At 54.8% G+C, this 24,123-nt stretch carries 21 protein-coding genes; 7 read left to right on the forward strand and 14 right to left on the reverse strand.

Going from position 1 to position 24,123, the window contains the following annotated elements; all coding sequences use genetic code 11:
* Positions 1-141: 141 nt before the first annotated feature.
* From groL to RBB44_RS03370, 5 genes are all read right to left on the reverse strand, one after another.
* A complete protein-coding gene (groL, locus tag RBB44_RS03350) occupies positions 142-1,785 on the reverse strand; it encodes a chaperonin GroEL (protein ID WP_133948437.1) in 1,644 nt (547 codons plus the stop codon).
* Positions 1,786-1,842: 57 nt separating this feature from the next.
* The gene (gene groES, locus RBB44_RS03355) at positions 1,843-2,130 is read right to left on the reverse strand and encodes a co-chaperone GroES (protein ID WP_008195263.1); all 288 of its coding nucleotides are present in this window, start codon (positions 2,128-2,130) and stop codon (positions 1,843-1,845) included.
* 302 nt (positions 2,131-2,432) lie between these two features.
* Complete coding sequence (locus tag RBB44_RS03360; RefSeq protein ID WP_306149867.1) at positions 2,433-3,008, reverse strand: hypothetical protein; 576 nt, start codon at positions 3,006-3,008, stop codon at positions 2,433-2,435.
* Positions 3,009-3,117: 109 nt separating this feature from the next.
* Positions 3,118-4,608: a sigma-54 dependent transcriptional regulator gene (locus tag RBB44_RS03365; RefSeq protein WP_306149868.1), complete on the reverse strand. Its 1,491-nt coding sequence runs from the start codon at positions 4,606-4,608 to the stop codon at positions 3,118-3,120.
* Positions 4,609-4,754: 146 nt separating this feature from the next.
* Positions 4,755-5,348, reverse strand: coding sequence for a hypothetical protein (locus RBB44_RS03370; RefSeq protein WP_306149869.1), 594 nt, complete (start codon positions 5,346-5,348; stop codon positions 4,755-4,757).
* A 609-nt stretch (positions 5,349-5,957) separates the two neighbouring features.
* Between RBB44_RS03370 and RBB44_RS03375 the strand changes: the two genes are divergently transcribed.
* The gene (locus RBB44_RS03375; protein ID WP_371932317.1) at positions 5,958-7,397 is read left to right on the forward strand and encodes an EAL domain-containing protein; all 1,440 of its coding nucleotides are present in this window, start codon (positions 5,958-5,960) and stop codon (positions 7,395-7,397) included.
* 171 nt (positions 7,398-7,568) lie between these two features.
* Here the strand turns inward: RBB44_RS03375 and RBB44_RS03380 are convergent, their stop codons facing one another.
* The 5 genes from RBB44_RS03380 to ileS form a co-directional block, all read right to left on the reverse strand.
* Entirely contained in the window at positions 7,569-8,906 is a 1,338-nt protein-coding gene (locus tag RBB44_RS03380; RefSeq protein WP_306149871.1) for a pitrilysin family protein, read from the reverse strand.
* Between the two features lie 2 nt (positions 8,907-8,908).
* Positions 8,909-10,426 (reverse strand): pitrilysin family protein, encoded by a 1,518-nt coding sequence (locus RBB44_RS03385; protein WP_306149872.1) that lies wholly within the window; start codon positions 10,424-10,426, stop codon positions 8,909-8,911.
* A gap of 55 nt (positions 10,427-10,481) precedes the next feature.
* A complete protein-coding gene (locus RBB44_RS03390) occupies positions 10,482-11,204 on the reverse strand; it encodes a hypothetical protein (protein WP_133948426.1) in 723 nt (240 codons plus the stop codon).
* Between the two features lie 89 nt (positions 11,205-11,293).
* Positions 11,294-11,818: a signal peptidase II gene (lspA, locus tag RBB44_RS03395; protein WP_306149873.1), complete on the reverse strand. Its 525-nt coding sequence runs from the start codon at positions 11,816-11,818 to the stop codon at positions 11,294-11,296.
* 18 nt (positions 11,819-11,836) lie between these two features.
* On the reverse strand, positions 11,837-14,797 hold the full coding sequence (ileS, locus tag RBB44_RS03400) for an isoleucine--tRNA ligase (protein WP_306149874.1): 2,961 nt from the start codon (positions 14,795-14,797) through the stop codon (positions 11,837-11,839).
* A 421-nt stretch (positions 14,798-15,218) separates the two neighbouring features.
* Here ileS and RBB44_RS03405 point away from each other — a divergent pair, with 421 nt between their 5' ends.
* On the forward strand, positions 15,219-16,442 hold the full coding sequence (locus tag RBB44_RS03405; protein ID WP_306149875.1) for a glycosyltransferase family 87 protein: 1,224 nt from the start codon (positions 15,219-15,221) through the stop codon (positions 16,440-16,442).
* 758 nt (positions 16,443-17,200) lie between these two features.
* On the opposite strand, the gene RBB44_RS03410 is transcribed toward RBB44_RS03405, so the two are convergent.
* On the reverse strand, positions 17,201-18,124 hold the full coding sequence (locus RBB44_RS03410) for a DMT family transporter (RefSeq protein WP_306149876.1): 924 nt from the start codon (positions 18,122-18,124) through the stop codon (positions 17,201-17,203).
* Positions 18,121-19,119 carry a bifunctional riboflavin kinase/FAD synthetase gene (locus tag RBB44_RS03415; RefSeq protein ID WP_306149877.1) on the reverse strand — a complete coding sequence of 333 codons (999 nt, stop codon included), beginning with the start codon at positions 19,117-19,119 and terminating at the stop codon, positions 18,121-18,123. Before RBB44_RS03415 ends, RBB44_RS03410 begins: the two co-directional genes overlap by 4 nt.
* Between RBB44_RS03415 and RBB44_RS03420 the strand changes: the two genes are divergently transcribed.
* A complete protein-coding gene (locus RBB44_RS03420; protein WP_286190016.1) occupies positions 19,118-19,243 on the forward strand; it encodes a hypothetical protein in 126 nt (41 codons plus the stop codon). The genes RBB44_RS03415 and RBB44_RS03420 overlap by 2 nt on opposite strands.
* 25 nt (positions 19,244-19,268) lie before the next feature.
* On the opposite strand, the gene RBB44_RS03425 is transcribed toward RBB44_RS03420, so the two are convergent.
* Positions 19,269-19,715, reverse strand: a complete 447-nt coding sequence (locus RBB44_RS03425) for a MaoC family dehydratase (RefSeq protein WP_286182821.1) — start codon at positions 19,713-19,715, stop codon at positions 19,269-19,271.
* Between the two features lie 253 nt (positions 19,716-19,968).
* On the opposite strand from RBB44_RS03425, the gene RBB44_RS03430 reads away from it, so the two are divergent.
* Entirely contained in the window at positions 19,969-20,352 is a 384-nt protein-coding gene (locus tag RBB44_RS03430) for a response regulator (protein WP_006935666.1), read from the forward strand.
* 178 nt (positions 20,353-20,530) lie between these two features.
* The gene (locus RBB44_RS03435; RefSeq protein WP_306149878.1) at positions 20,531-21,232 is read left to right on the forward strand and encodes a protein phosphatase CheZ; all 702 of its coding nucleotides are present in this window, start codon (positions 20,531-20,533) and stop codon (positions 21,230-21,232) included.
* 207 nt (positions 21,233-21,439) lie between these two features.
* On the opposite strand, the gene RBB44_RS03440 is transcribed toward RBB44_RS03435, so the two are convergent.
* A complete protein-coding gene (locus RBB44_RS03440) occupies positions 21,440-21,763 on the reverse strand; it encodes a potassium channel family protein (protein ID WP_306149879.1) in 324 nt (107 codons plus the stop codon).
* Positions 21,764-22,012: 249 nt separating this feature from the next.
* Between RBB44_RS03440 and RBB44_RS03445 the strand changes: the two genes are divergently transcribed.
* Both RBB44_RS03445 and RBB44_RS03450 read left to right on the forward strand, forming a co-directional pair.
* Positions 22,013-23,344, forward strand: a complete 1,332-nt coding sequence (locus tag RBB44_RS03445) for an amidohydrolase family protein (protein WP_306149880.1) — start codon at positions 22,013-22,015, stop codon at positions 23,342-23,344.
* Between the two features lie 13 nt (positions 23,345-23,357).
* Positions 23,358-24,095, forward strand: a complete 738-nt coding sequence (locus RBB44_RS03450) for a DUF3299 domain-containing protein (protein ID WP_306149881.1) — start codon at positions 23,358-23,360, stop codon at positions 24,093-24,095.
* The last annotated feature ends 28 nt before the right edge of the window (positions 24,096-24,123 follow it).

The raw sequence follows: 24,123 nt of genomic DNA on the forward strand, positions 1-24,123 counted from the left end.
CCCGCCAAATGCGGGTTCTAAGACAAGGACGTCTCAGCCATCGGTATGTGAGCAGCAGTATGTTGCGCAGTATACAGCCGGGAAAAAGCAAAAAGGGCGACCCGAGGGCCGCCCTTTCCGTAAGACTTGTGAGTGGCTGGCTTAGAAGCCCATGCCGCCCATGCCGCCCATGTCGCCGCCCGGCATTGCCGGTGCTGCGTCTTTCTTCGGCAGCTCAGCAACCATGGCTTCGGTGGTGATCAGGAGACCGGCAACAGATGCTGCGTCCTGCAGAGCAGTACGGACAACTTTGGTCGGGTCAATAATACCAGCTTCGATCATGTTGACGAATTCTTCGGTCTGCGCGTTGAAGCCGAAGGTGGTGTCGTCGTTTTCCTGGATCTTGCCGACAACGATGGAGCCTTCGACACCAGCGTTTTCAGCGATCTGACGGATCGGAGCTTCCAGAGCGCGCAGGACGATCTTGATGCCAGCTGCGATGTCAGCGTTGTCGTTGGCCAGGCCTTCGACAGCTTTCTTCGCACGCAGCAGAGCTGTACCACCACCCGGGACGATGCCTTCTTCAACAGCAGCGCGGGTTGCGTTCAGAGCATCATCAACGCGATCTTTTTTCTCTTTCACTTCGATTTCGGTCGCGCCGCCAACACGGATCACAGCAACACCGCCAGCGAGTTTCGCCAGACGCTCTTGCAGCTTTTCACGGTCGTAATCGGAAGTGGTTTCTTCGATCTGAGCTTTGATCTGACCAACGCGGCCGTTGATGTCGTCCTTGGAACCTGCACCGTCAACGATGGTGGTGGTTTCCTTGGTGATCGCAACTTTCTCAGCGGTGCCGAGCATGTCGAGGGTCACGTTTTCCAGCTTGATGCCAAGATCTTCGGAGATCACGGTGCCGCCGGTCAGGATCGCGATGTCTTCCAGCATGGCCTTGCGGCGGTCGCCGAAGCCCGGTGCCTTGACTGCTGCGATTTTCAGGCCGCCGCGGAGCTTGTTGACAACGAGAGTTGCCAGCGCTTCGCCTTCAACGTCTTCTGCAATGATGAGCAGTGGACGGGAAGACTGAACAACAGCTTCCAGGATCGGCAGCATGGCCTGCAGGTTGGAGAGTTTTTTCTCGTGCAGCAGGATGAACGGCTTTTCAAGGTCAGCCAGCATCTTGTCGGCGTTGGTTACGAAGTACGGAGACAGGTAACCACGGTCGAACTGCATGCCTTCAACGACTTCCAGCTCGGTTTCCAGAGACTTGGCTTCCTCGACGGTGATTACACCTTCGTTGCCAACCTTCTGCATGGCTTCAGCAATGTCTTTGCCGACCTGCTCGTCGCCGTTAGCGGAGATTGTGCCAACCTGAGCAACTTCTTCAGACGTGGTGATGTCTTTGGAAGCAGCCATCAGAGCCTTGACGGCTTCTGCAGCGGCCAGATCTACACCGCGCTTCAGGTCCATCGGGTTCATGCCGGCAGCAACAGCCTTGGCGCCTTCTTTGACAATAGCCTGAGCAAGAACGGTTGCAGTGGTTGTGCCGTCACCAGCGATGTCGTTGGTTTTGGAAGCCACTTCACGCACCATCTGTGCGCCCATGTTTTCGAACTTGTCTTCGAGTTCGATTTCCTTGGCAACGGAAACACCGTCTTTGGTGATGCGCGGTGCGCCGAAGGCCTTGTCGAGAACGACATTACGGCCTTTCGGGCCGAGCGTTACTTTAACGGCATTTGCGAGGGTGTCGACGCCACGGAGCATTTTCTCACGTGCGTCAGACGAGAATTTTACTTCTTTAGCAGACATGTAGTCGTCTCACTTATTCTGGAATTTACGATTGAGATCAAAAAGCGGTTCGCTGAATTAAGCGATCACGCCCATGATGTCGGATTCCTTCATGATCAGGAGGTCTTCACCGTCGATTTTGACTTCAGTGCCGGACCATTTGCCGAACAGAACGCGGTCGCCTGCTTTGACATCAAGAGCAACAACGTTGCCGCTGTCGTCACGCGCACCGTTGCCAACTGCAACGATTTCGCCTTCCTGCGGCTTTTCCTTAGCGGTATCCGGGATGATAATGCCACCAGCGGTCTTCTCTTCGGAGTCGACGCGGCGAACTACGACACGGTCGTGAAGTGGACGAAATGCCATAAGACTGTTTCCTCTCATGAGCGCGCCCCACGCAATAGGCAGCGCGCGAGACATGATTATTGGGTTACTGAGAACAGGAGAAATTACCCCTCCCATCCGCGATTAGCACTCCCTAGTGGCGAGTGCTAACAACGCCCAAGGATTTATGTATCGCGGAGGGGCTTGTCAATGGCGGAAGGAAGATTTTCTGGCCAGATCCGGCACATTGGTACGACACTGTTAACGCTTGGATTTCCCTGCGTTCAGCCGCGGGCTGAGCGTGGTCGATGCTCCAACGCTGCGAGTCTTATTTTAGATGCGGATCAGTTGGCGGCCTGGATTGTAAATGGAAGCTTGAAACCGGCTGTCTGATTGCCGATTTGATCGGCAAAAGTGGCTTCGAGTGCATAGTCGCCTTCGGGCAAACCATCGAACTGAAATGACAAGCTGGCCGAAAGTTGGCGTTGCTTGGATCGGGTCGTGCCGGTGAACTCTGCAAAATCAGATTGTTCGCTCAAGACCTGACCTGATGTGTTTATCAGGCGATAGCTGGCGGCTAGTTTATATGTGTAACCGTCTTGCGACTGATCGAATGCATATCCGACAGGCTCAGCATAAAGCGCGATCGTCTCACCGGCTGAAAACACATTGTTTTCTGTAGCAGTGTACTTCCCATATCCACTGCCGGGACCGTCTGTGAACGTCACAGTTGAAAAAGCAAGGCCGTCTGCAGTCCATGCGGCATCGAAAGCTGTCAACGCTTCCGTGAATGCCGGGGAGGGAGACTTGTAGTCACGAGATTGAGCAACAGCGGAGCCCGCCGCCACGAATATCCCGAACACCAATGCAAGAGAAGTGGAATTCCGCCCAAGCTTAAACCGGCTTGCCTGCTTCGTCATATAAATCCCCGCCGCCCTTAGATCTTGTCTTTTCTTAGCGATTTTGCCGATATAGACCGAGCGTCGCCAAGAAACAAGGAAATGTGTGCGTTGCGGTAAACATAGCCGGTTAAAGGCTGCGGGCGGACCAGGATTGTTTTTTGCGATAAATTGTCGATGGGCTGATCTCCAGTGCCGCAGCGGCCATGGCTATGTTCCCATCAAACGCATCGAGTGCATCTTCGATAATGCGGCGCTCTTGAGCCCAGAGAGGTTCAATCGCACCGAATGGCCGACTGGCCGGAGCTGCGCGAGATCGTTCGCGCGACAGGTCTATAATGCCGTTCGGGCGCGATTGCGCATCGCGAATGACCAGAGGAAGCATCTCGTGGGTAACGGCAGCGCCATCATTCATCACGACAATCTGACGGATCGTGTTCTCAAGCTGGCGGACATTTCCGGGCCAGCCGTAAGAGACGATCCGCGCTTCTGCATCTGCGTCAAAACCGCGGAAGTTGCGGCGTTCCTCACCTGAATACCGTTTCAGGAAATCTTCGGCCAACGGTAGAATGTCCTCCCGCCGCTCCCGCAAGGCAGGAAGATGCACTGGCAGAACATGTAAACGATAGTAAAGGTCTTCGCGGAAGCGGCCGGCCGTGATTTCAGTCAATGGGTCCCGATTGGTCGCGCATATGATCCGGGCATCTACCTTCCGGCTTGCCGTGTCGCCAAGCCTTTGGAACGTGCCGGTTTGCAAAAAACGTAAAAGCTTGCTTTGCAACAGCAGATCCATCTCGCCGATTTCGTCAAGGAACAGCGTGCCACCGTCAGCTTGTTCTGCTGCGCCGGCACGATTGTCGGCAGCACCAGTGAAAGCACCTCGGACATAGCCGAAGATTTCACTCTCAATCAGATCCCGGGGAATAGCCGCGCAATTCAAAGTCACAAATCGACCAGAATTCCGATCTGAGAGTTCATGCACTGCGGCCGCACATAGTTCCTTTCCGGTTCCAGATTCACCGGTAATGAAAACAGGGGCCTGCGATGGTGCCATGCGTCGGACTTGATCGTGAATGTCCAGCATTGCGGGGGAGGTGCCGATCAGTCTGTCGAGCCCCAAAGCCTGTTTGGGTTCAGGAAGACTGCGCGGTGCTGGCAAGTTATCTTGACTTACTGCCTCGATCTGGACCGTACGATCTGGCGTCTGTTGGCAGGGCTTTGTAACAGGCCGACGCTGTTGCAGTTGGAAGCTGATTTTTGATGCCAGCGCATCCAGAGAGAATGGTTTTGTCAGAAAATCATGAGCCCCGGCGCGCATTGCACTGACCGCGCGGGAAACAGACCCCATCGAGGACACCGCGAGAATAACGGCCTTGGGGCAGCGGACCGCATAAGCCTCAAGTGCTTCGTCGCCGCCAATCGTCTCCAGATCAATGATGAGAATGTCTGTGGTCTTATCAGCAAGGTCCTGCAGACAGGGAGCGGTATCGGTATAGAGGATTGGCTCAGAACACTCGGCCGATAGTCTCGCACAGACTGCCGATGTGCGGGCTGCTTCAGACGCCGATGCGTCCAAAACACGTACAATCACAGGCAAGGTCTTGCCCTCTTTACTCCCCATCGCAGGGTAACTCCCATCGCTTTGGTCATAATCCTTCGGGGCTCGAAAGATTGACTAATGGGATAATTCGCCAAACAGGGTAAACAAAGCGTTGTCACAAAGCGCAAAATGCAGTTTTTGCCCGGAAAGGCATTGAAACGCGGAAGTTATTCACTGCCTGCCCAGTATCCGGCCACCAAGCAAACGGCATTTGTGACAAGCAGCCAGCCAATGGGAATTCGCGGACGGGACATTGCGTTTTTGAGCAGTGCACGTCCACTGTGTGAGCCTAAATGAGCAGTTTTTGGCAGGTCGCGTGGTCCTGGCGGTTCTTCTATTCCCGAATCTGACGAAGAGGCATTGCTGGTGTCAATGGTTGTGGGGGCTGCTGAAAGGTGTTCCGCCGACGGATCGTCCTGTCGTGGGGTGGCTGATGCAGGGACGCCGGATGTGCCCTTCATGTTCGCAAATTCAAAAGCTGGCGCATAACCGCCCTTCGGGATGGAGATCCTCACCGGATCTGACGCCCCTGATCCCTCATAGTATTTGGATAACCGTGATCTCAGCCGAGCCGCCTCGACCCTGACGATTGGATCTTTGTCCGGATCGAAGTTTGCATCGCGCCCAAGAGCCTCAATTGCGATTGTGATCCCTTTAAGTTTCTCGGTCTGGTCATTTAGGGCCGCATCGACCACGAAATGCAGGAAGGCCTGCAACTGAGGCGCTGATTTGAACTCTGGGCTGTTGAGGATGTGTTTCAAAGAACCTAGGACGGCATCTGCTCGGGACCCGAGGTCATTTTGTCCAGGCTTGGATCGTGAAGCTTTTGCCGGGCTTGTTATGCCCTGACCGCCCGACAAAAGTGGACCCTGGAATGAGGGGGATATGTCGTTTGTGGTTGAACCTTCTTCGAATGGTTCCGACCGCAATGATCGCCCCGGCATGGGCATTTTGAACGCCTTTCTGCTCCTGTGAGACGGCTGAAGAACAAAAGCTTACGTAAGGTAATCTTACGACATGTGTATTTGATTTCAATCCCTAATTGCCGGATAACGGGCAAAGCGGTACCCTCTAACGCGGCTAGCGCGGGAGAAACCGGGGCACTGATTTGGTGTGCGGGTCATTTTGGAGCCGCATTGCGCGCATAGTCGGGGACAAGTTGCCAAAAACAGGTTTTACAGGAGCTTACGGATTCGGAGGCTGCGCTGTCTTAAGGCATGATTAACCAGTCTTTTTTGATTCGCATCGGGTAGATTCAGTACCAAATGGGCCGAACTGCGACCATATTTGTAGCGATATGCATGGTGATCATTGCACTGTCTTCAGCGGCAGTGATGGTTTTCCAATTTGGCCGTCCATTTGGAGAAGCCGTGTCGCTGTCCCTAGCGCTGATGTGCACGATGATCCTCGTTCATCTGCTGATTGGACGGTCGCGGGACCGCAGTGCAGTGAGCGACGCCGTAGAGCGCCTCGAAGAACGCATGACGGATCTCGACGAGGATGTCGGCAATCTTGAAGGCCGTCTCACTGGCATGGAACATACGATGCCGCGCCGGACCAGGGCAGAAATCGATCCATTGTTTGCAGAGGTCGAAGTGCTCGGCACGCTGGTCAAGCAGATGGCAGAAGCCATGTCCGACCTGGAGACCAAGGTGGAGGATCAGCAGGCCATCGCACCTCCGCCACCCATGCAGAGTTTGCCGCAATATCAGCAGCCTCAGCAGCCAAACCTGGGATATCCGCAGACCAACGGCCAAGGTCAATCTCATCCGGGTCAGTATCCGCAGCAAGCGCCTGTCCCGCACCATGCTCCTTACGCGCCACCGCAAGCGCCGCAGCCAGGCCCATACAATGACGGCGTCGTTCCGACCCATCGTGATATGTCTGAGCTGGACCGTCGCTATGGTGTGCACGTGCCACGCGATGGCCGTGCGCCTGATGGTGGTGCTGGTGCGCGCGAAATCGATGAAGGTTTTGCCGATCTTCCGGCTGAACCATCTGCGGAGCGCCTGACCAAGCCTGGCCCCAACCCGGCCATGAATGAGCTCATCACATCGGCGCTGAATGCAAACCGTGTTGAGCTTTTTCTGCAACCGATTGTGAGTTTGCCTCAGCGTCAGGTGAAGCACTACGAAGCGTTTACCCGCCTGCGGAACGCCAATGGCGACTCCATTGAGGCGCAAGCCTTCATGCCCGAGGCCGTTCGCTCCGGACACATCGCCCGCATCGACAACTTGCTTCTGTTCCGGTCGGTTCAGGTTATCCGCAGGCTGATGTCGCGCAATCGCAACGCTGTCCTGTTCTGCAACATCTCTTCATTGTCGTTGTCGGACAATACTTTCTTTCCCGGCTTCCTGGAATTTGTCCGGTCCAACCGTGAGTTCTCAGACGCCCTGATTTTTGAGTTCTCGCAATCCGATATCGCTCAGATGGGTGCGGTTGAGCTGGAAAGCCTTGCAGCGCTTTATGAATCTGGTTTCCGCTTCTCTGTTGATCAAATTGACGACATGAGAATGGACTTCAACAGCTTGGCTGGCCGTGGCTTCAAGTATGGCAAATTGAATGCGGATTATCTGATCGGTAGACGGGAAACCAATCACGGTCACATTCACCCGTCCGATTTTGGGGATCTGCTTCACCGCTACGGTATGGAACTGATCACTGATCACGTTGAAACCGAGTCCCAGGTGCTTGAGCTTCTCGACTTCGACGTAAAACTGGCCCAGGGCAACCTCTTCTCACCGCCGCGGCCTGTACGGGCGGAAGTCTTGCAAGGCACACCGGCACCACGCAAAAAAGCGGCAGGCTAAACCAGCTCCGGTATCAAGCCGTCTGTGATCCGCCAGCCGCGTGACGCAGGCGGTCTTGCAGAGCCATGAGCTTAGCGTCACGAATATGTTTCTTCACGATGAGCCCCAAATAAAAAGCGGCGGAAAAGTCCCGCCGCTTTTTGTTTTGAAGTCCAAATCCTGGCCTTCAGGTCAGTCGGTTGCCGGCGGGTTGTTAGGGCCGACCTGGACAATTGTAGGGTCAACACCTGCTATGAGGCGCTGGGCGACCCGGTTGACATCGTCCAGAGTGACAGCCTCGATTTCACTGTTGCGCCGGTCGAAGTAATCAATGCCAAGACCGGCATTTTGAAGCGCAACCAGTTGCCGGGCGATTTTCCCGGAGCTGTCAAACCGGAGTGCGTAGGAGCCGGTCAGAAACCGTTTGGCACTTGCAAGTTCAGCTTCTGTCGGTCCTTCCTCGGCCATCCGTTTCAGCTGAGCCAGCATGACGTCGACGGTCTCGGATGAACGCTCTGCTTTTGTTGAGGCAGAACCAATGAGAACGCCTGTGTGCTTGTAAGGCGAAAGGGACGTGCCTGTGCCATAAGAGAGGCCGCGCTTCTCCCGTACTTCCTGATACATCCAGGAGGTGAAGGTTCCACCACCCAGAATGTGGTTCATGACAAACGCTGCTTGATAGTCCGGATCGTCCCGCTTCAAACCTGGCAGCGATAATAGGATCGTTGTCTGCGGTACATCGAGGAACTCTTCGACATTGTCTCCGGTTCGCGGGGTGAGCTCTTCGATTGGCTTCAGGTCGGCTTTCTCCGGTAAACCTGCAAAGACTGTATCCAGGACTGACTTCAGGGTTTCAGCATCAATTGCGCCAACAACTCCGATTTTGAGACCGTCCTTTGCGATGAGCTTGGGCTTGTGCGCTTTCAAGTCCTCCGGTTGAAGGCCCCCCAGTGTCTCAGGTGTACCAAGCGTCGGTTGCGCATAAGGATGATCGCCGAACACAGCCTTCGACAGTGCAAGGCCCGCAATGGCATCCTGGTTGGTCTCATTCCGCTTAGCGCGGGTGATCAGTTGAGTTTTCATGCGCTCAACTGGCTCAACATCGAACCGCGGTGCGTTCAGGGCGAGTGCGAGCATTTCCGTCGCTTCGGGAAGCGTTTGGGTCAGGGTGCGCATGCTGCCGAAGAACCTGTCTTTGCCGGTGCTGAAGTTGACGCTCACGGCCAGCTCCTCAAGCCGTGCCTGATAGTCTTCAGAGGTCAGGTCACCTGCGCCCTCATCCATTGTTGCGGCCAGAAGGCGTGTCAGACCGGCTTTGTCTGCCGGATCTTGAGCCGAGCCGCCTTCAAAGGAGAAGTTTAGGGCAATGATCGGCACCGTGTGGTCTTCAACCAGCCATGCTTCGATGCCCTTCGGACTTATGACCCGTTCCACTTCCACAGCAAAAGATGGACGCACTGCGAGCGCTACAACGGCAAACACGAATGCGAACAGGGCCGGGGTAGTGGGGAATACGTGTTGCAATCTCATGATCAGGACTCCTTGCCGGACTTATTGGCGGTGTCGGCGTTTGATTGCGGGCTTCTGAGTTCCCCGGTCACAGGTGTTGCGGTCAGAAATTCTCTCGCAGCAGCTTCAACGTCTTCGGGTGTGACAGCTTGGATTTGGCTTGGCCAAGTCTGGACATCTTCGACTTCCATGCCGGTTGTGAGGGCCGCACCGAACAGCCTTGCAAGGCCGGTCTGGCTGTCTTGAGCGTAAATCGAACTCGCGATCATGCTGCGTTTTGCCCGATCGACTTCTTCTGCGGTTACACCCTCTTCCAGCAACTTGCTCAGTTCTTGCGCTGCAGCCGCTTCAACGTCTTCCAGCGTATGGCCGGGCCGCGGTGAAGCGTAGACAACAAAACGTCCGCTGTTCAGGGCTGTGCTCTGGTAATAGGCGCCCGCACTCGTGGCGAGGCCGGCATCCAGCACAAGGGCCTTATAGAGGCGGCTGGATGGGCCCTGACCCAAGACGTAGGACAGAATATCCAGCGCTTCCGGTGTCCGGCCTTCGCCAGTTGTCTGGCTCGGCACGATCCATGTGTGGGAGATCGCTTCTTGCCTCACCCGCGGATCTGTGACTGCGATCCGCCGTTCTCCGGCAAGCGGCGGTTCCGCAGGACGAAGACGTTCGCCCGGTTCTGCCCGCTGCGGGACCTTGCCATATGTATCTTGGGCGAGATCCAGAACGGTAGCTGGTTCTACGTCACCTGCGACGACAAGCACGGCGTTATTCGGGGTGTAGAAGCGGTCATAGAACGCGATTGCTGCATCCTTGTTGAGAGCTTCGATCTCATTCTGCCAACCGATAATAGGCGATCCGTAGGGATGATTTACGAAAGTGATGGCGTTCATCGCTTCCCGCAAGCGTGACCCGGGATCGCTCTCAACCCGGTCCCGCCGCTCTTCCAATACAACGTCCCGTTCGGGCGCGACCACTGCGTCGCTGAGAACGAGGTTTTCCATCCGGTCCGCTTCCATTTCCATCATCAGCGGCAAGTGTTCTTTTGCAACACGCTGAAAATAGGCGGTGTAATCGTAGCTGGTGAAGGCGTTTTCCTGGCCGCCGCGGTCAGCAATGATTTTTGAAAACTCACCGTCCGGATGGTCCTGGGTTCCCTTGAACATCAGGTGTTCTAAGAAGTGAGCGACACCGGATTGACCTTCGGGCTCATCGGCCGATCCGACCTTGTACCAAAGCATGTGCGTGACAACGGGAGCCCGGCGATCAGGGATCACAACCACTTCCAGTCCATTGTCGAGGACGAACCGCTCAAGGTTCGGCGCGATGACAATTTCGTCTTGCGTGACTTCCAAAGCGTTTGCCTTGGATAGGGTTACGCCGGATAGCGGAACGGCAAACAGCGTGGCGGAGAAAAGGCTTGCCAAAAGTCTGCCGCGCAATGCGCGGTCAAAACTGAGTATCGGTATTGGTTGGCGCAATCCAATCACGGGGAGCTCCTGTTGTATGCCCAAACGAAAAGGCCTCCGGCCCAAACACCCCATATAGGGTCGAATGGATCGGAGGCCTCATTAAATGTCTGTAATTTGGCGTGAAGAGTTAGTTACAGTATTTGGACTCGCCCGCCATACATCTTGGATCGAGGCGGTTCGTTTCGTGGTCCCGCTGTACCTTCACGTATTCTTTTTTCACTTCGATTTCTGTCGACGGCATCGGAGCGTCGGCAGACGGCGTGCTATACGCTGCAGGCGGCTCGATCAGGTATTGCCGCTGAAGTGCAGCGCCAGCCGTCTGTGTGCCGGCTTGTTGCTGTTTCAGCGCATTAAACCGCTCTGACTCGATTTTCATTTGTTCTGGTGACAGACGTTTGCCCGGGCCAAGCGCAGTATCCGGATCGGATGCTGCCCGCAGTTCCGGTGTCGACGCAGGACGTTCAACACCGACGATTTCAATTCCTGCCATCTGTTCTGGTGTAAGCCGCTTGAGGTCACCGCGGTGGTCCGTGGCGACTTTGTAGCGATCCCGCAGGGCGTTCATCTCATCTTCGTTGCGCTGCTCGGGCCAATTCTGGGACCCTGCACCAGCAACTTCAGTTGAAGGTGACGGCAATGTTGTGTTGTCGGCCGGCATGGCAAGCGGAGCGCGTGGTTTGTATTCGATCTCTTTTTTGTTCGGATCGACGGCGCCAAGGCCCGACATGATGTTGTTCACCAAAGCCGTATCGGGAGCAACGGTCGTTCCGTCGGCTGCCTGACAAGCTGCGAGGCCTGTCACTGCTGCGAGCAGGAGGCCTTTGGAGATAAAATCGCCGAGCGTGCGCACCACAACGTATCCTTCAAGAAATCGGACACTGTCTGACCACCGCCAAACAGAAAGTAATAGATCCAGCCTATAAACCGCTAATTTGCGGCTTAATTTGGACCGTTTGCGAAACTGTCATACAGGAGACCGATGACACCTGCAACGATCCACACGTCGGCTAGGTTAAACACGTACCAGGAGAACGTGCCGACGTGGAAGTGGACAAAGTCGACTACAGCTCCGTAAATAACCCGGTCTACACCGTTTCCGATTGCGCCGCCGATGATTAGGGCAAGTGCAAGAGCCGGAAGCTTCAAATCGACGCGGGTCGACCAAATCCACAGTGCGATCGTCGCTGCAATGGTGAAACCGGCAAGCAACCAGCGGCCCAAATCACTGTCTTGCTGGAAAAGGCCGTAGGAGATGCCGCGGTTCCATACGAGAACAAAATCCAGAACCGGTAAGACCCTTACCGGGCCGTTTGCGGCAAGATCAAAGCCATGGACGAACCAGATCTTGGTTGCTTGATCCAGAAGGAAGCAAATGGCAGCGACAGACAGAACGAGCCAGCTTAAGCCGCCCCAGACATAGGTCGGTTTTGCGGGGTGATCTGAGTTATCACTGCCATTTGTCATCAAGGTCTCATTGATCCGTTATGCGGCAACGTTGGCTGCGTCCCATTCACGCAGCGCGTCGGCGTCCCTTGGTGTCACATCTGGATAATCCGGGTCTGTTCCGACTTCTGGCAGGATCTTCCAGGACCGGGCGCATTTGGTGCCCTCCGCAAGTGCGGGTACGACCGCAACGCCCCTTGTATCGTCCAGCGAAAACGCGCCTTCCGGGGCTGGATCCGAACTCAAGGTGAGTTGGCTGGTGATGGCAATGTCAGCCATATCCCGGCCTTCCAGCGCAGCCATGAGGTCTGGATCGGTCACGTGAACAATGGGATGTGCTTCTAATGAGGAGCCGATCCGCTTCTCGCGGCGTTCGATCTCAAGAGCACCGGTGATCACACGGCGAACCGTTTTGATCTTGGCCCACTTCTCCGCGAGCGCATCGTCTTTCCAGTCTGCCGGAACCGCCGGGAATTGCTGCAAATGTACAGATGTCTCCTCGCCGTAGCGGGAGACCCAGGTTTCGTCCATTGTGAACGGCAGCATCGGCGCCATCCATGTGACCAGGCTGTTGAACAGCTTGTCGATGACATAGAGAGATGCCTTGCGGCGATTGGAAGACCCGGCGTCGCAATAAAGCGCGTCCTTGCGGATGTCGAAATAGAACGCCGACAGTTCCACCGTCATGAATGTGAACAGCTGGTGGAAGATCTTCTTGTAGTCGTAATCGGCGTAGGCCTGGCGAACCATGGCATCAAGCTCTGCAAGCCGGTGCAGCATCAGGCGCTCCAGCTCCGGCATGTCACGGAGGGCAACTTCTTCGCCGGTCGCATGCGCCAGGGAGCCCAGCATCCAGCGCAGTGTGTTCCGCAGTTTGCGGTAGCTGTCGACGCTGGTCTTGATGATTTCCGGACCGATCCGCTGATCTTCCGAATAGTCGCACGACGCTGCCCAAAGACGCAGGATGTCCGCGCCGTATTGCTTGATTATGTCCTGAGGGAACACCTGGTTGCCGAGCGACTTGGACATTTTGCGTCCATCTTCGGCCATTGTGAAGCCGTGCGTCAGGACCGCATCATATGGTGCATGACCGCGGGTGCCGCAGCTTTCCAGAAGCGAGGAGTGGAACCAGCCGCGATGCTGGTCCGAGCCTTCCAAGTATAGAACGTAGTCCTTGCCGCCGGCGGTCTTGCGCTGTGGGTTAAGGTCTTCACGCTTTTCCAGGCAGAACGCATGGGTGGACCCGGAATCGAACCAGACATCCAGGATGTCCATGACCATGTCCCACTCATCAGCCTTGTGATCGTTGCCGAGGAAGCGTTCCTTTGCGCCCTCTGCGAACCAGGCATCCGCTCCTTCTTGAACAAACGCCTCATAGATCCGCGCATTGACCGCTTCATCCTTGAGAACTTCAGATGTGTCCTTGTTGATGAAGACCGTGATCGGCACTCCCCAAGCGCGCTGGCGAGAGAGAACCCAATCCGGGCGGTTTTCGATCATTGAACGCAAGCGGTTTTGACCGGAAACCGGCACGAACCGTGTTTCGTCAATTGCGTTGAGGGCCCGGGTCCGCAACGTGTCGCCTTCGCTGGACAAGGTCTTGTCCATATAGACAAACCATTGCGGCGTATTGCGGAAAATGATCGGTTTCTTGGAGCGCCATGAATGCGGATACTGGTGCTTCATGCGGCCAAGCCCGATCAGAGCGCCTGCCTGCTTCAGATACTCGATGTTGGCTTTGTTTGCCTTACCCTTTTCACCCTTGTGCGTGATGACCTGATTGCCCTCCAGGCCTGGCGCATCCTTGGTGTAGAAGCCGTCGTCGGCAACCGTGAAGGGGATTGCGGTGTCGATGCCGCGATCATCAAGGTCCTTGGCGTTTGCCATCCAGATTTCAAAGTCGTCCGCACCGTGACCTGGAGCCGTGTGTACGAAACCGGTACCGGCGTCATCTGTGACATGGTCGCCGTCAAGCAGCGGCACATCGAACTGATAGCCGCCGAGATCCATGTCCCGGTATGGGTGCGCCAGCGTGAGCGCGGCCATCTCATCCGGAGACACTGCGCGGACCAGTTTGAAGTCCTCGATGCGAGCGTTTTTGAAGACGTCGCCGGCAAGTGCGTCGGCGAGGATCAGGAGATCACCTTTTTGCACCCAGTTGTCGTCCGGCAGGCCGTCCTGGGTCACTTCATAAAGACCGTAATTGATCCGGGATGAGAAGCACACGGCGCGGTTGCCAGGGATGGTCCACGGGGTGGTTGTCCAGATAACAACCGAAGCGTCGAGCAGCTGCTCCGCCGCTGCTTCATCGGTGCCCCCGGCCTCAACGATCGGGAATTTCACCCAGATCTGGTCGGACTGATAGTCGTGGTATTCGATTTCCGCTTCAGCCAGCGCAGTCTTTTCGACAACGGACCACATCACCGGTTTGGAACCGCGATAAAGCTGGCCGGACATGGCGAACTTCATGAGTTCCTGGGCAATGACCGCTTCGCTCTCAAAGCGCATGGTGAGATACGGATTGTCCCAGTCACCTTCGATGCCAAGGCGTTTGAACTCTTCGCGCTGTACGCCGATCCAGTGATCAGCAAAGTCCCGGCATTCCTTGCGGAACTCGTTGATCGGCACTTCGTCCTTGTTCTTGCCTTTGGCGCGGTATTGCTCCTCGATCTTCCATTCGATCGGGAGACCATGGCAGTCCCAGCCCGGAACATAGTTGCTGTCATAGCCCATCATTTGCATCGACCGGGTGACGATGTCTTTCAGGGTCTTGTTCAGCGCATGTCCGATATGGATGTTGCCGTTAGCGTAAGGAGGGCCGTCATGCAGGATGAATTTGTCGCGTCCTGCGGATTGATCCCGCAGCGTCTTGTAGATGTTCAGCTTATCCCAGCGCGTCAGGATTTCCGGCTCTTTTTTGGGAAGGCCTGCCCGCATCGGGAATTCGGTTTTCGGCAGATTCAGCGTTTCAGAATAGTCGCGTTTTGGTGCGTCGGTCATCGGTGGTCGATCCGGTCAGCGGGACGAGGCCCGCAGTCAATTTTCATGAAATGTCTGCCGGCGCGATGACGGCAGTCGAACGAGGCTTATCCCGGTCCCTGGCGCCGCAATTGCGTCAGCCGAGGGCCGGGCCGGTAATTCGCTTTATGTACGCCACCTTCATCCAGGGGCGGAAGACAACCTGTTTTTGCATGGCATGGGACATAGCAGCAGTTCGACAAGGAATAAAGAGGGGCAATTGAACCGTATCTGCCCACCGGACAGCCTAACTTGGCAGCTAAGTCGTTCTCGTTTTGCAATTAAAACGCCTTCCAGAGACTAGTTACCCAATTAGGAATGGAGAAAGTCGAACGTGATCAACCAAATATTTATGGGTCAAGTTTAGGACAAAAATTGCAAAATCTTCCAGTAGGTTAATTTGATGTTGAGTTTGGCGAACGGGACTTGGGCAAAAGCAGACCGACTACTGCTGATAGGTGTGGTTTCTTCAATTTCTTTTTTTGTTTTTAACGTCCTGTGGCAAGTCGATTTCGCTAAGACGATGCCAGATGGAACGATTGTTTTAGTCAGCGATTTTTTGAGCTTCTGGATGGCTGCCAGACAGGTTCTGATGGGGATGCCAGAAGTCCCATATGACATTAACGCGTTCATAGGTGTTCAAGAGCTTTACAACGACCCAGGCGTCTTCTTCGCATTTTTTTATCCGCCAATGTACTTAATGATGATCACACCACTCGGCTTTTTCAGTTCAACCACGGCATACATTGTTTTTCAGGGGTTTAACGCTGTTGCTCTATCGGTAGTGATGAAAAAGATCGCGCGGCATTGGCTTGCCGTATTCTTGGTTTTCGGATCACCGGCAGCGTACATGTCAATGATGAACGGCCAGAATGGGTTGTTGACTGCGTTTCTCTTTGGAGCGGGCCTGTTGTGTCTTAAGAACCAACGTCTGGTGCTGGCCGGAGTATTCATTGGGCTTTTGACGACTAAGCCACAGCTAGGTGTTTTGATACCATTTGCTCTCTTGGCAGGAGGTTTCTGGATTACTTTTTTATCGGCAGTTGTAACCACTTTGCTGCTTGCAGGGGCAAGTTGGATTGTCTTCGGTTCAGATACTTGGTTAGCTTTCTTGCAACAAATTCCTGCGGCGCAACTGGCCATGACCGATGGCTTTCTCCCTGTGTATCATTTGGCCTCCGTTTTTGGATTCATTGTCGGCATTGGAGGGAGCGTTGGCGTAGCCTCGGTGCTACAGTTTATGTTCGGCCTATTTCTTGTTGTAATTACTGTCTGGACTTGGCGGAAGCAGATAAACTTCGAAGCAAAAGCAATAGTCTTGCTATCAGCTTCCACTTTGATTTCACCGTTCATTTTTGTCTACGATTTAACGCTGCTCTCGCTCGCAATCGCTTTTTTAGTGGGGGGGCGCGAAAATCAAAAATTGCCACCTTGGACAACTACGCTGTGCGCTTCCGCTTTGCTCATTACAGGATTTAGTTTCGGTATCGCGCAGACTTTTTTGATCCAGTTAGGGCCCCTCGCAGGTCTGCTGGTCTTGATAGTAGGATTGAGGCTGGCAGTCTTTGGCGAAGGCACAAGCCAAGTAACTGCAAATAGAACTGCAACACAGCTTCAAGGCCTATAATTCATATGAAATACTTTAAGTGAAGAATGGCACCTAAAACTGAAAAGGAAGAAATCGAGGGCGTCAGATGCAATTGATGGCGCACTCTGGCTGATGTTGACAGAGTTCCGTAATCACATGCGTGCGGCTGGGTGATTGAGGCAGTCAGCAAAGGGTCTTATGGTTTCATGGTATCGTAAAGAAACCCTTCGAAACTGTTTTAACCTGTTGCGCATACGTTCGATCGGGTTGCTCTTCCTGTAGACTTGGAAGCCGTGAGGTATCTGCTCCCTCGGTAGGATCTGGGTAGAATGACAAAACTGACGCCTGGCAACAGTGGGTTGTGGCGTACGGCATCACCAGAGTATCCCTTATCAGCCGGGGACGATCGGAGCTTGCGGCAAGACACTACCAGAATGGCGGAAACGGCACAGTAGCTTGAGATCTCGCTTCTTGTCAGAAAAAGGCTGAGCGCGCGCCCTCGGTCGGCTGCGCTGGTGTGAATTTTCGCTGTAAGCCGTGTGATCGACCAAGAACCGCCTCATGCGTCTCCCTATGCGCTATCTGCCTGACCGCGGCCGCGAACCTTTGTGCTGTCGATTTCATCCGGCAAGTCATCGGTAAGCCCGATTTCGATCTCCAACAGTGCTCGTGCATGTCCCGCACAATTGCAGCGCACTCGGGGATCCCGCTGGGCAGCGCTCCGGTTCTATTGACCAGGTTCCTGACGCATCGCTATTACAAGCAATGGGAACATAGACGGACAAACGTTGCGGGTTCTATCCGGCCGCCTGTTTCCTCACCCGCTCCCGGTGCGTGATGTAAAGACCGCTGCCAACAATCAGGCTGATGCCGACCCATGTAAGCAAATCCGGGAAATCGGCAAATACCAGAAACCCGAACAAGGTCGCGCTGACGATTTCCAGGTACTGCAGAGGTGCGAGCAGGCTTGCGTTGCCACGTTGGAACGCGGCCACCACCAGTCCATGGGCGCAGAAGGAAATGAGGCCAATCAAGGCCAATAACCCTGCTTGCCAGGCATTCGGCCACACGAAGACGACATCGCCCACGTCAAATGTGGTGGCCACGATGAGTATGGCGCCCAGATAAAGGCTTCCGGCCAGCCCTGCACTCAGTTGGATCGTCAGCAAATCATCGCGAACGGGATAGAGCCGGTTGAGCAGCAGATAAAACGAAAACAGCACGGCCGTTGCGACCGGCAACAGGCTCACGAGGCCGATTTCAGCAAGGTTCGGACGCAAGATAATGAGCGCGCCCGCAAGACCGACGGCAATCGCACCGATCCGCCGGGGGCCAACAGGTTCTTTCAAGATAAGGGCTGCAAGGATCGTCAGGATCATCGGCTCGACGAAAAAGATCGAGATGGCTGTGGCGACCGACATGTATTTCACAGCGATGAAGAAACATAACGACGCGGAGGCCAGCAAAATCCCACGCAGAAAATTCACGAAGGGTTGCTGTCCGCCAGGGCGTGGCAAGCGCAACAAGATCAGCGCGAACACCAAGCTGACCAGAAACTGAAAGACAAACCGGCCAAAGGTGACTTCTAGCGGGTGGATCGAGGACGAAAGGTATTTTGCGATGATGTCCATCACAGGCACGATCAGCATCGCGCTGGACATCAAAAGGATTGCCTGTAACGGATTTTCGCTGACGTCGATCGCAGGCGACCGTTGTCTCACGAGGCGAAGTCCAAGAGTTTCAGATCGATTTCGGACAAAGGCTGCAATGATGCTAGGGCCGCGCGTGCTTCTTCACTGTCCCGGTCCATCTGGGTGACCAGCGCATCCGCGCTGTCAAACTTCGCTTCTCCTCGAAGATAAGAGACCACGTGCACCCGCAAGGTCTTGCCGTAAAGGTCACCCTTGAAGTCGAACAGGTAGACTTCAAATAAGGCAGCCCCGTTGTCGAATGTCGGCCGTCTTCCATAACTGGCAACGCCGCCATACCAGTCGTCCCCAACCCTCACCTTGACCGCATAGATGCCTTGTAGCAGCGGGCAATCTTCGGGCATCCGAAGATTTGCGGTCGGGTAGCCGAGATCCCGGCCCCGTTTGTCGCCATGCTGCACTTGCGATTCGAAAAACCACCGGTAACCAAGGAGGGCATTTGCTTCGGCCATGTCGCCGGTCGCAAGGTTGTCCCGGATGCGCGAGGACGAAATCACGTCAGCATTCTCGTCTTCTTCGCGCTGGACGATTGTGACGCCAAAGCCGTGCTCAGCCCCGGCAGCGCGCAAGTAATCCGGGGTGCCTTGGCGGGCGCGGCCGAAGTGGAAGTCGTAGCCGGTAACGGCGTGGGAAATGCCGAGCGTGTCGATCAGAATATCTTGAACGAATGCGTTGGCTTCAACAGCTGCAAAGTCTTTGGTGAAAGGGAGGATCAAAGCACCGTCTAACCCACAGACGCGCAACATTTCGGTCTTGAGCGGCGGTGGTGTCAGCCGGAACACGGGCTTTGCCGGATTGAACACGGTGCGCGGATGCGGTTCGAAACTCATTGCGAAGACCGGGTGATGCGTTCCGCGGCCAAGTCCGAGAGCAGCGTCAAGAACCGCCCGGTGACCACGGTGCACGCCGTCAAAATTGCCGATCGCAACCACACCGCCCTTGAGACTTGCAGGAAAACTCTCCAGCGATTCGGCGATATGAAATTCAGAGGATGGGGTGCGGTTCATGCAGCTGACCTATGCGCAAGGTGGCGTTCGTTTTGGCAATCCGGAGCGGACGAAGAAAACTCGCCCGTTTAAAGCCGCGTGGAACGTGCCGCCAACACCAAAAAAGGTCAAGCTGCTCTCATGATGAAATTGAACTGGGTTTGATCAGATCAAAGCCGGGAGCGGTCTTCGGTCTTGCTCGGTACCTTGACCAAAGCTTCGCCTTCAAGCACCACGGTGTCTTCAACACTACAAATGCAGGACAGCCGGGCCCTGTTGCCGCGCTCCATCAGTTCTTCGACGCGCACGGTCACGGTGACATCATCGCCGATCTTTACCGGTGCCTTGAAATTCAAGGTCTGCGACAAGTAGATCGCGCCAGGCCCGGGCAGGCGGGTGCCAAGAACAGCGGAAATCAGGCTTGCGGTGTAAAGGCCGTGCGCGATCCGCGTTTTGAACGGCGTTCTGGCTGCGAAGTGCTCAGATAGGTGGATCGGGTTTCTGTCGCCCGACACTTCGGCAAAGCCCACCACGTCGGAGGAACTGACATGTTTTACGAGTTCTTCCGTCATGCCGACGGTGAGATCTTCGAAACAGAGTTTTTGCAATTCCAGCATGATGTTTTCGGCCCTGTGTATCCCGTTTTTTTGTGCGTTGGACGCTAAGCGCGCCCGGGAATTCTGACAATTATGCTTTCGGTGAAGAAAAAAAGTGTCTGTTATTAACGGTCTTTTCAGTTGCTGCCGTTAGTTTGCGTTGAGTGTGGGGAGGTGAGGACACAAATGAATGTGTCGCTCTCCTTCGAAGTCATAACGCGTTTCCAACGGCCCACGGCCAGGGGCCGCGCACCTTGACAGTATGGAGTAGACAATGGCCCTTGATCTTCAGATGCCGGTCCTCGTGGTCGATGACTACAAGACGATGATTCGCATCATTCGCAACCTTCTGAAACAGCTCGGTTTCGAAGACATTGACGACGCTGCGGACGGCACCGAAGCCTTGGAAAAAATGAAGCAGCGCCGCTATGGTCTTGTGATCTCGGACTGGAACATGGAGCCGATGACCGGTTACGAACTGCTGAAGCAGGTTCGCGCCGATGGTTCCCTCAGCAAAACACCGTTCATCATGGTGACAGCTGAATCCAAGACCGAAAACGTGATTGCAGCAAAAAAAGCCGGTGTAAACAACTACATCGTGAAGCCGTTCAATGCGCAGACATTGAAAGGGAAAATTGAGGCTGTCTTCTCCGACTAAAACACTTTGGCTTGGCGGGGACCGGTGTGCGTCTCCTTCTCCGCCGTTGCCGGCATTCTTTTTCAAGTTAAGCAGCCGGGCTGGGCAGGCAGGCTGCAGCCGGACAATTGCGCCAAAAATGTTTTATTGCCGGTTTTCAAGAGCTCGGCATCTGCTGTTTGGAGGCGGCGGTTAAGCAATGGACACCATTGAAAGGCTGGATCTCATGGCCAAAATAAAACAAGAAAATGTCGCGCAAATCATCGATTTCCTGGAACAAAACAAGACCCGGGATGGGGAAGTTTCCCTAAACGATGTCATGCATCTTGCCGAAGTCATGTCGGGGTCCATGCACGACTTTTTGTCGACAGTTCAGCCGGCTGTTACGGAAGAGCTGACGGCGATTGCCAAAGAAATCACGCGTATGAAGCAGGAGATTTCCGCGCTTCGTGCAAATGATATGACCGGCAACAAGATCCCGGATGCCGGCCGCGAACTCGACGCCATCGTCGAAGCGACCGAGAACGCGACCAACACCATCATGGAAGCCGCCGAAGAAATCATGGCCGCGGATCCGAGTGATTCCGAGGCCTATCAGGATCTTGTCAGCAACAAGATGATCGGCATCTTCGAGGCCTGTACCTTCCAGGACATCACCGGTCAGCGGATCTCAAAGGTGGTTGAAACCCTGCGCTTCATTGATGAGCGGGTGACCTCCTTCATTGAACAGCTGCGCATCCCGGCGAGTTTTGAAACCGAGATCGAGGAAACCGATGAAGAGCGCCGCAAGCGGGAGCTAATCCTTCACGGACCGCAGCACTCCGGCGAGGGCGTTTCCCAAAATGACATCGACGCGCTCTTGGGCGACAGCCAGGCAGACATCGACAAGCTGTTCGACTGATCATCGCCGGACACAGAATTGAAAAAGGCCGCTCCTTTGGGCGGTCTTTTTTATTCTTCCATCAGGAATTTGCCGGAGCGAAAACGAGTCTGCTGCTTGGATGAGTGTGTTGAGCGAAATTGGAAGTGCCAAAAACTGCGCAATGGCTCCACGAAGAAACTCAATGACTGGTTTGGTGAATTCGGGCCCAAAGCAGACGCTCGCGGTTCACTTGGTGTCGCGTAGAAGTGCTCTGCCGAATTGTGCAAAGAGAGCAACAAAAACACCAACGCCTGCAAAGATATAAACGACCGTGAACAGCTTACCAGCTTCGGTTTGAGGCGTCAGGTCACCATACCCCACCGTCGAGAGTGTTGCGGCGCAAAAGTAAAGCGCGTCGATCCACGGCCAACCTTCCACGCTGCTGTAGAAAACAGTGCCCGAGACCAGCATCAGAATGCATAGAACAAAGCCACCCTTGAAATGCGGGTCTTCCCAGGATCGCACGATCGCTTTGAAAAGCCGAAGGGCGTTCAGGAAAAAGGCAAGCATTTCATAGTCTCCCAGAAAGTCGTCTATCGAGACGTTCGGTCTGCGGCCATGAGATTGTCAATGATCCATTTTTGCGAGCGCGCACCGATGTGGTTCGGCAGCTGCGCTCGCCGCCACCGCATGTTTGAAATGCGCATTGATGAATTTACGCAGTTGCGCGGGAGGAGAAACGCCCCTTAGTCTCGCTGCGGTAGGACGAAATTGGCAAGTCATACGATGCTTGCCGCCACCGAGGCAGGAGGTTTACGCATGAGGCTCGGATTGTGGATAGGTGTCGTTGTTGCCTGCTGTCTTGGAGTTCAAGCAAGCGCCCAAGACGCGAAACCGAAGATTCTGATCAAGAACGTGCACATCTTTGATGGCGTCAACGAGGCGCGCATCGAAAATGCCAGCGTTCTTATAGAAGGCAATCTCATCGCGTCCATTTCTACCGACGAAATCGATGGCGCGGAAGCAACGATCATTAATGGCGAGGGGCGCACCATGATCCCCGGCCTGATCGATGTGCACTGGCATACAACCTATGCCTACACGCCCGCGACAGTGCTTATTTTTAACCAGGGCGACATGTCCGAAGTGGCAATCCGGAGTATGACGGGCGCAAAAGAAACCCTTATGCGGGGGTTCACGACCGTGCGGGACCCAGGCGGCAATCCCTTTGCCATCAAGAAACTGATCGACAGCGGGGACTATCCCGGCCATCGCATCCTGCCGTCCGGGCCCTTCATGAGCCAAACGTCCGGTCACGCGGATTTTCACAGTCTCTTGGAGAACCCAAGAAGTTCAAATGCCGAACTCAGTTACTGGGAACGGAATATGATGGCGATGGTGTCCGACGGTGTACCGGAGGTACGCAAACGGACACGTGAGATCCTCAAGTACGGGGCCACACAGGTCAAGATCACGACCGGTGGCGGGGTTTCTTCTCAGTTCGATCCGCTCGATGTCAGCGAATACTCCGTTGATGAGATCCGGGCAGTCGTCGAAGAAGCAACCAACTTCAACACATATGTACTCGCACACGTCATGACAGACGAGGGCATTCGCACTTCTGTAGAAAATGGCGTGATGAGCATCGAGCACGGGTTCTTTGCATCGCGCGAAACTCTTGAACTCATGAAAGAGAAAGGGGCCTGGCTCAGTCCGCAGGCCATGTTCGAACCCGACATGGTTTGGGATAGCCCGATTAGCGCTGCAAAATGGAAACAGGTCACGGATGCGGTAGACCAACTCTACCCGATGGCCGTGGACCTTGGGGTCAACCTTGCCTTTGGGACAGATCAGTTAATGGACCCGGCGAAAGCTTACCAGCAGAGTGTCTACCTTGCCCGCCTCGGAACATGGATGACACCCTATCAAGCACTCAAAATTGCAACCTCCGAGAACGCAAAGCTGCTTGAGTTGAGTGGCCCGCGCCATCCCTATCAGGACGGTCCGCTTGGCGTGATCAAGGAGGGTGCTTATGCGGATCTGATACTTGTCGATGGTAACCCGCTGGAGGATCTCGAGTTGGTCGCAAACCCAGGTGAAACCTTCGATCTGATCATGAAAGACGGCGTTGTCTATAAGAACGAGCTCTAATGGGAGAAAACGGATGCGTATGACGGCTTGTCTTGTCAGTTTCCTCCTGTTTGTGCTGCCCGCTTCCGCAACGCAGATTGGGGCAGATTGGTCGCAACTTATCGATCAGAACGCTCGGACTTTTGAGGACCCGTTTAAGGCCCTTACAGTGTCCCAGCTTAGCGATGTCGCGACAGTTGCGCGCTTGCGGCAAAGACTGAACCGGGAAGAGCTCACGGAAGACGAGAAGACGCTGATTTTGTCGCGACTTGAGCTTAAAGAAACGTCGCTCTCAAAAGCAGGTACCGATTTCGACTGGCTGATCTCCCAGCGCTGGATTGTGGCTGACAAGCGAAAGAAGGCTGCCTGGTCAGTCAACGGGTACCTGGACGGACAAACGATCAGTATCAAGGGGTATTTCTTGTTAGCTGGTTCCCTGTCCGAAAAGAAGCTGTTGACCTATCTCGTACCGGAAATTGGTATGTGCGCGCATGTGCCGCCGCCAGCGCCCAACAACCTTGTCCGTTTAGCGTTGCCAGAGGAGATGGAGCTTCCGGAGAAACTGTTCACACCTGTCGAAATCGTTGGAACCCTCAGATCTGCTCCTGACAGCATAACTGCACGGGTGGTGGACGGCCCTGTTAAGATGGCCAGTGCATGGGAGTTATCGGTCGATAGTATGAACGTGTTTGAGAGGGTTTCCTCTGAAGCCACTGGGAACTGGCCAGTGGCGATGCAAGCAAGCAAGCACTTAAGGGCGCTCAATCGTTAGGTTCTTGGCAACAAAGCAAACGTCCGTT

It is taken from the genome of Roseibium sp. MMSF_3247 (assembly GCF_030733765.1).
In the GTDB taxonomy this organism is placed as follows: Bacteria; Pseudomonadota; Alphaproteobacteria; order Rhizobiales; family Stappiaceae; genus Roseibium.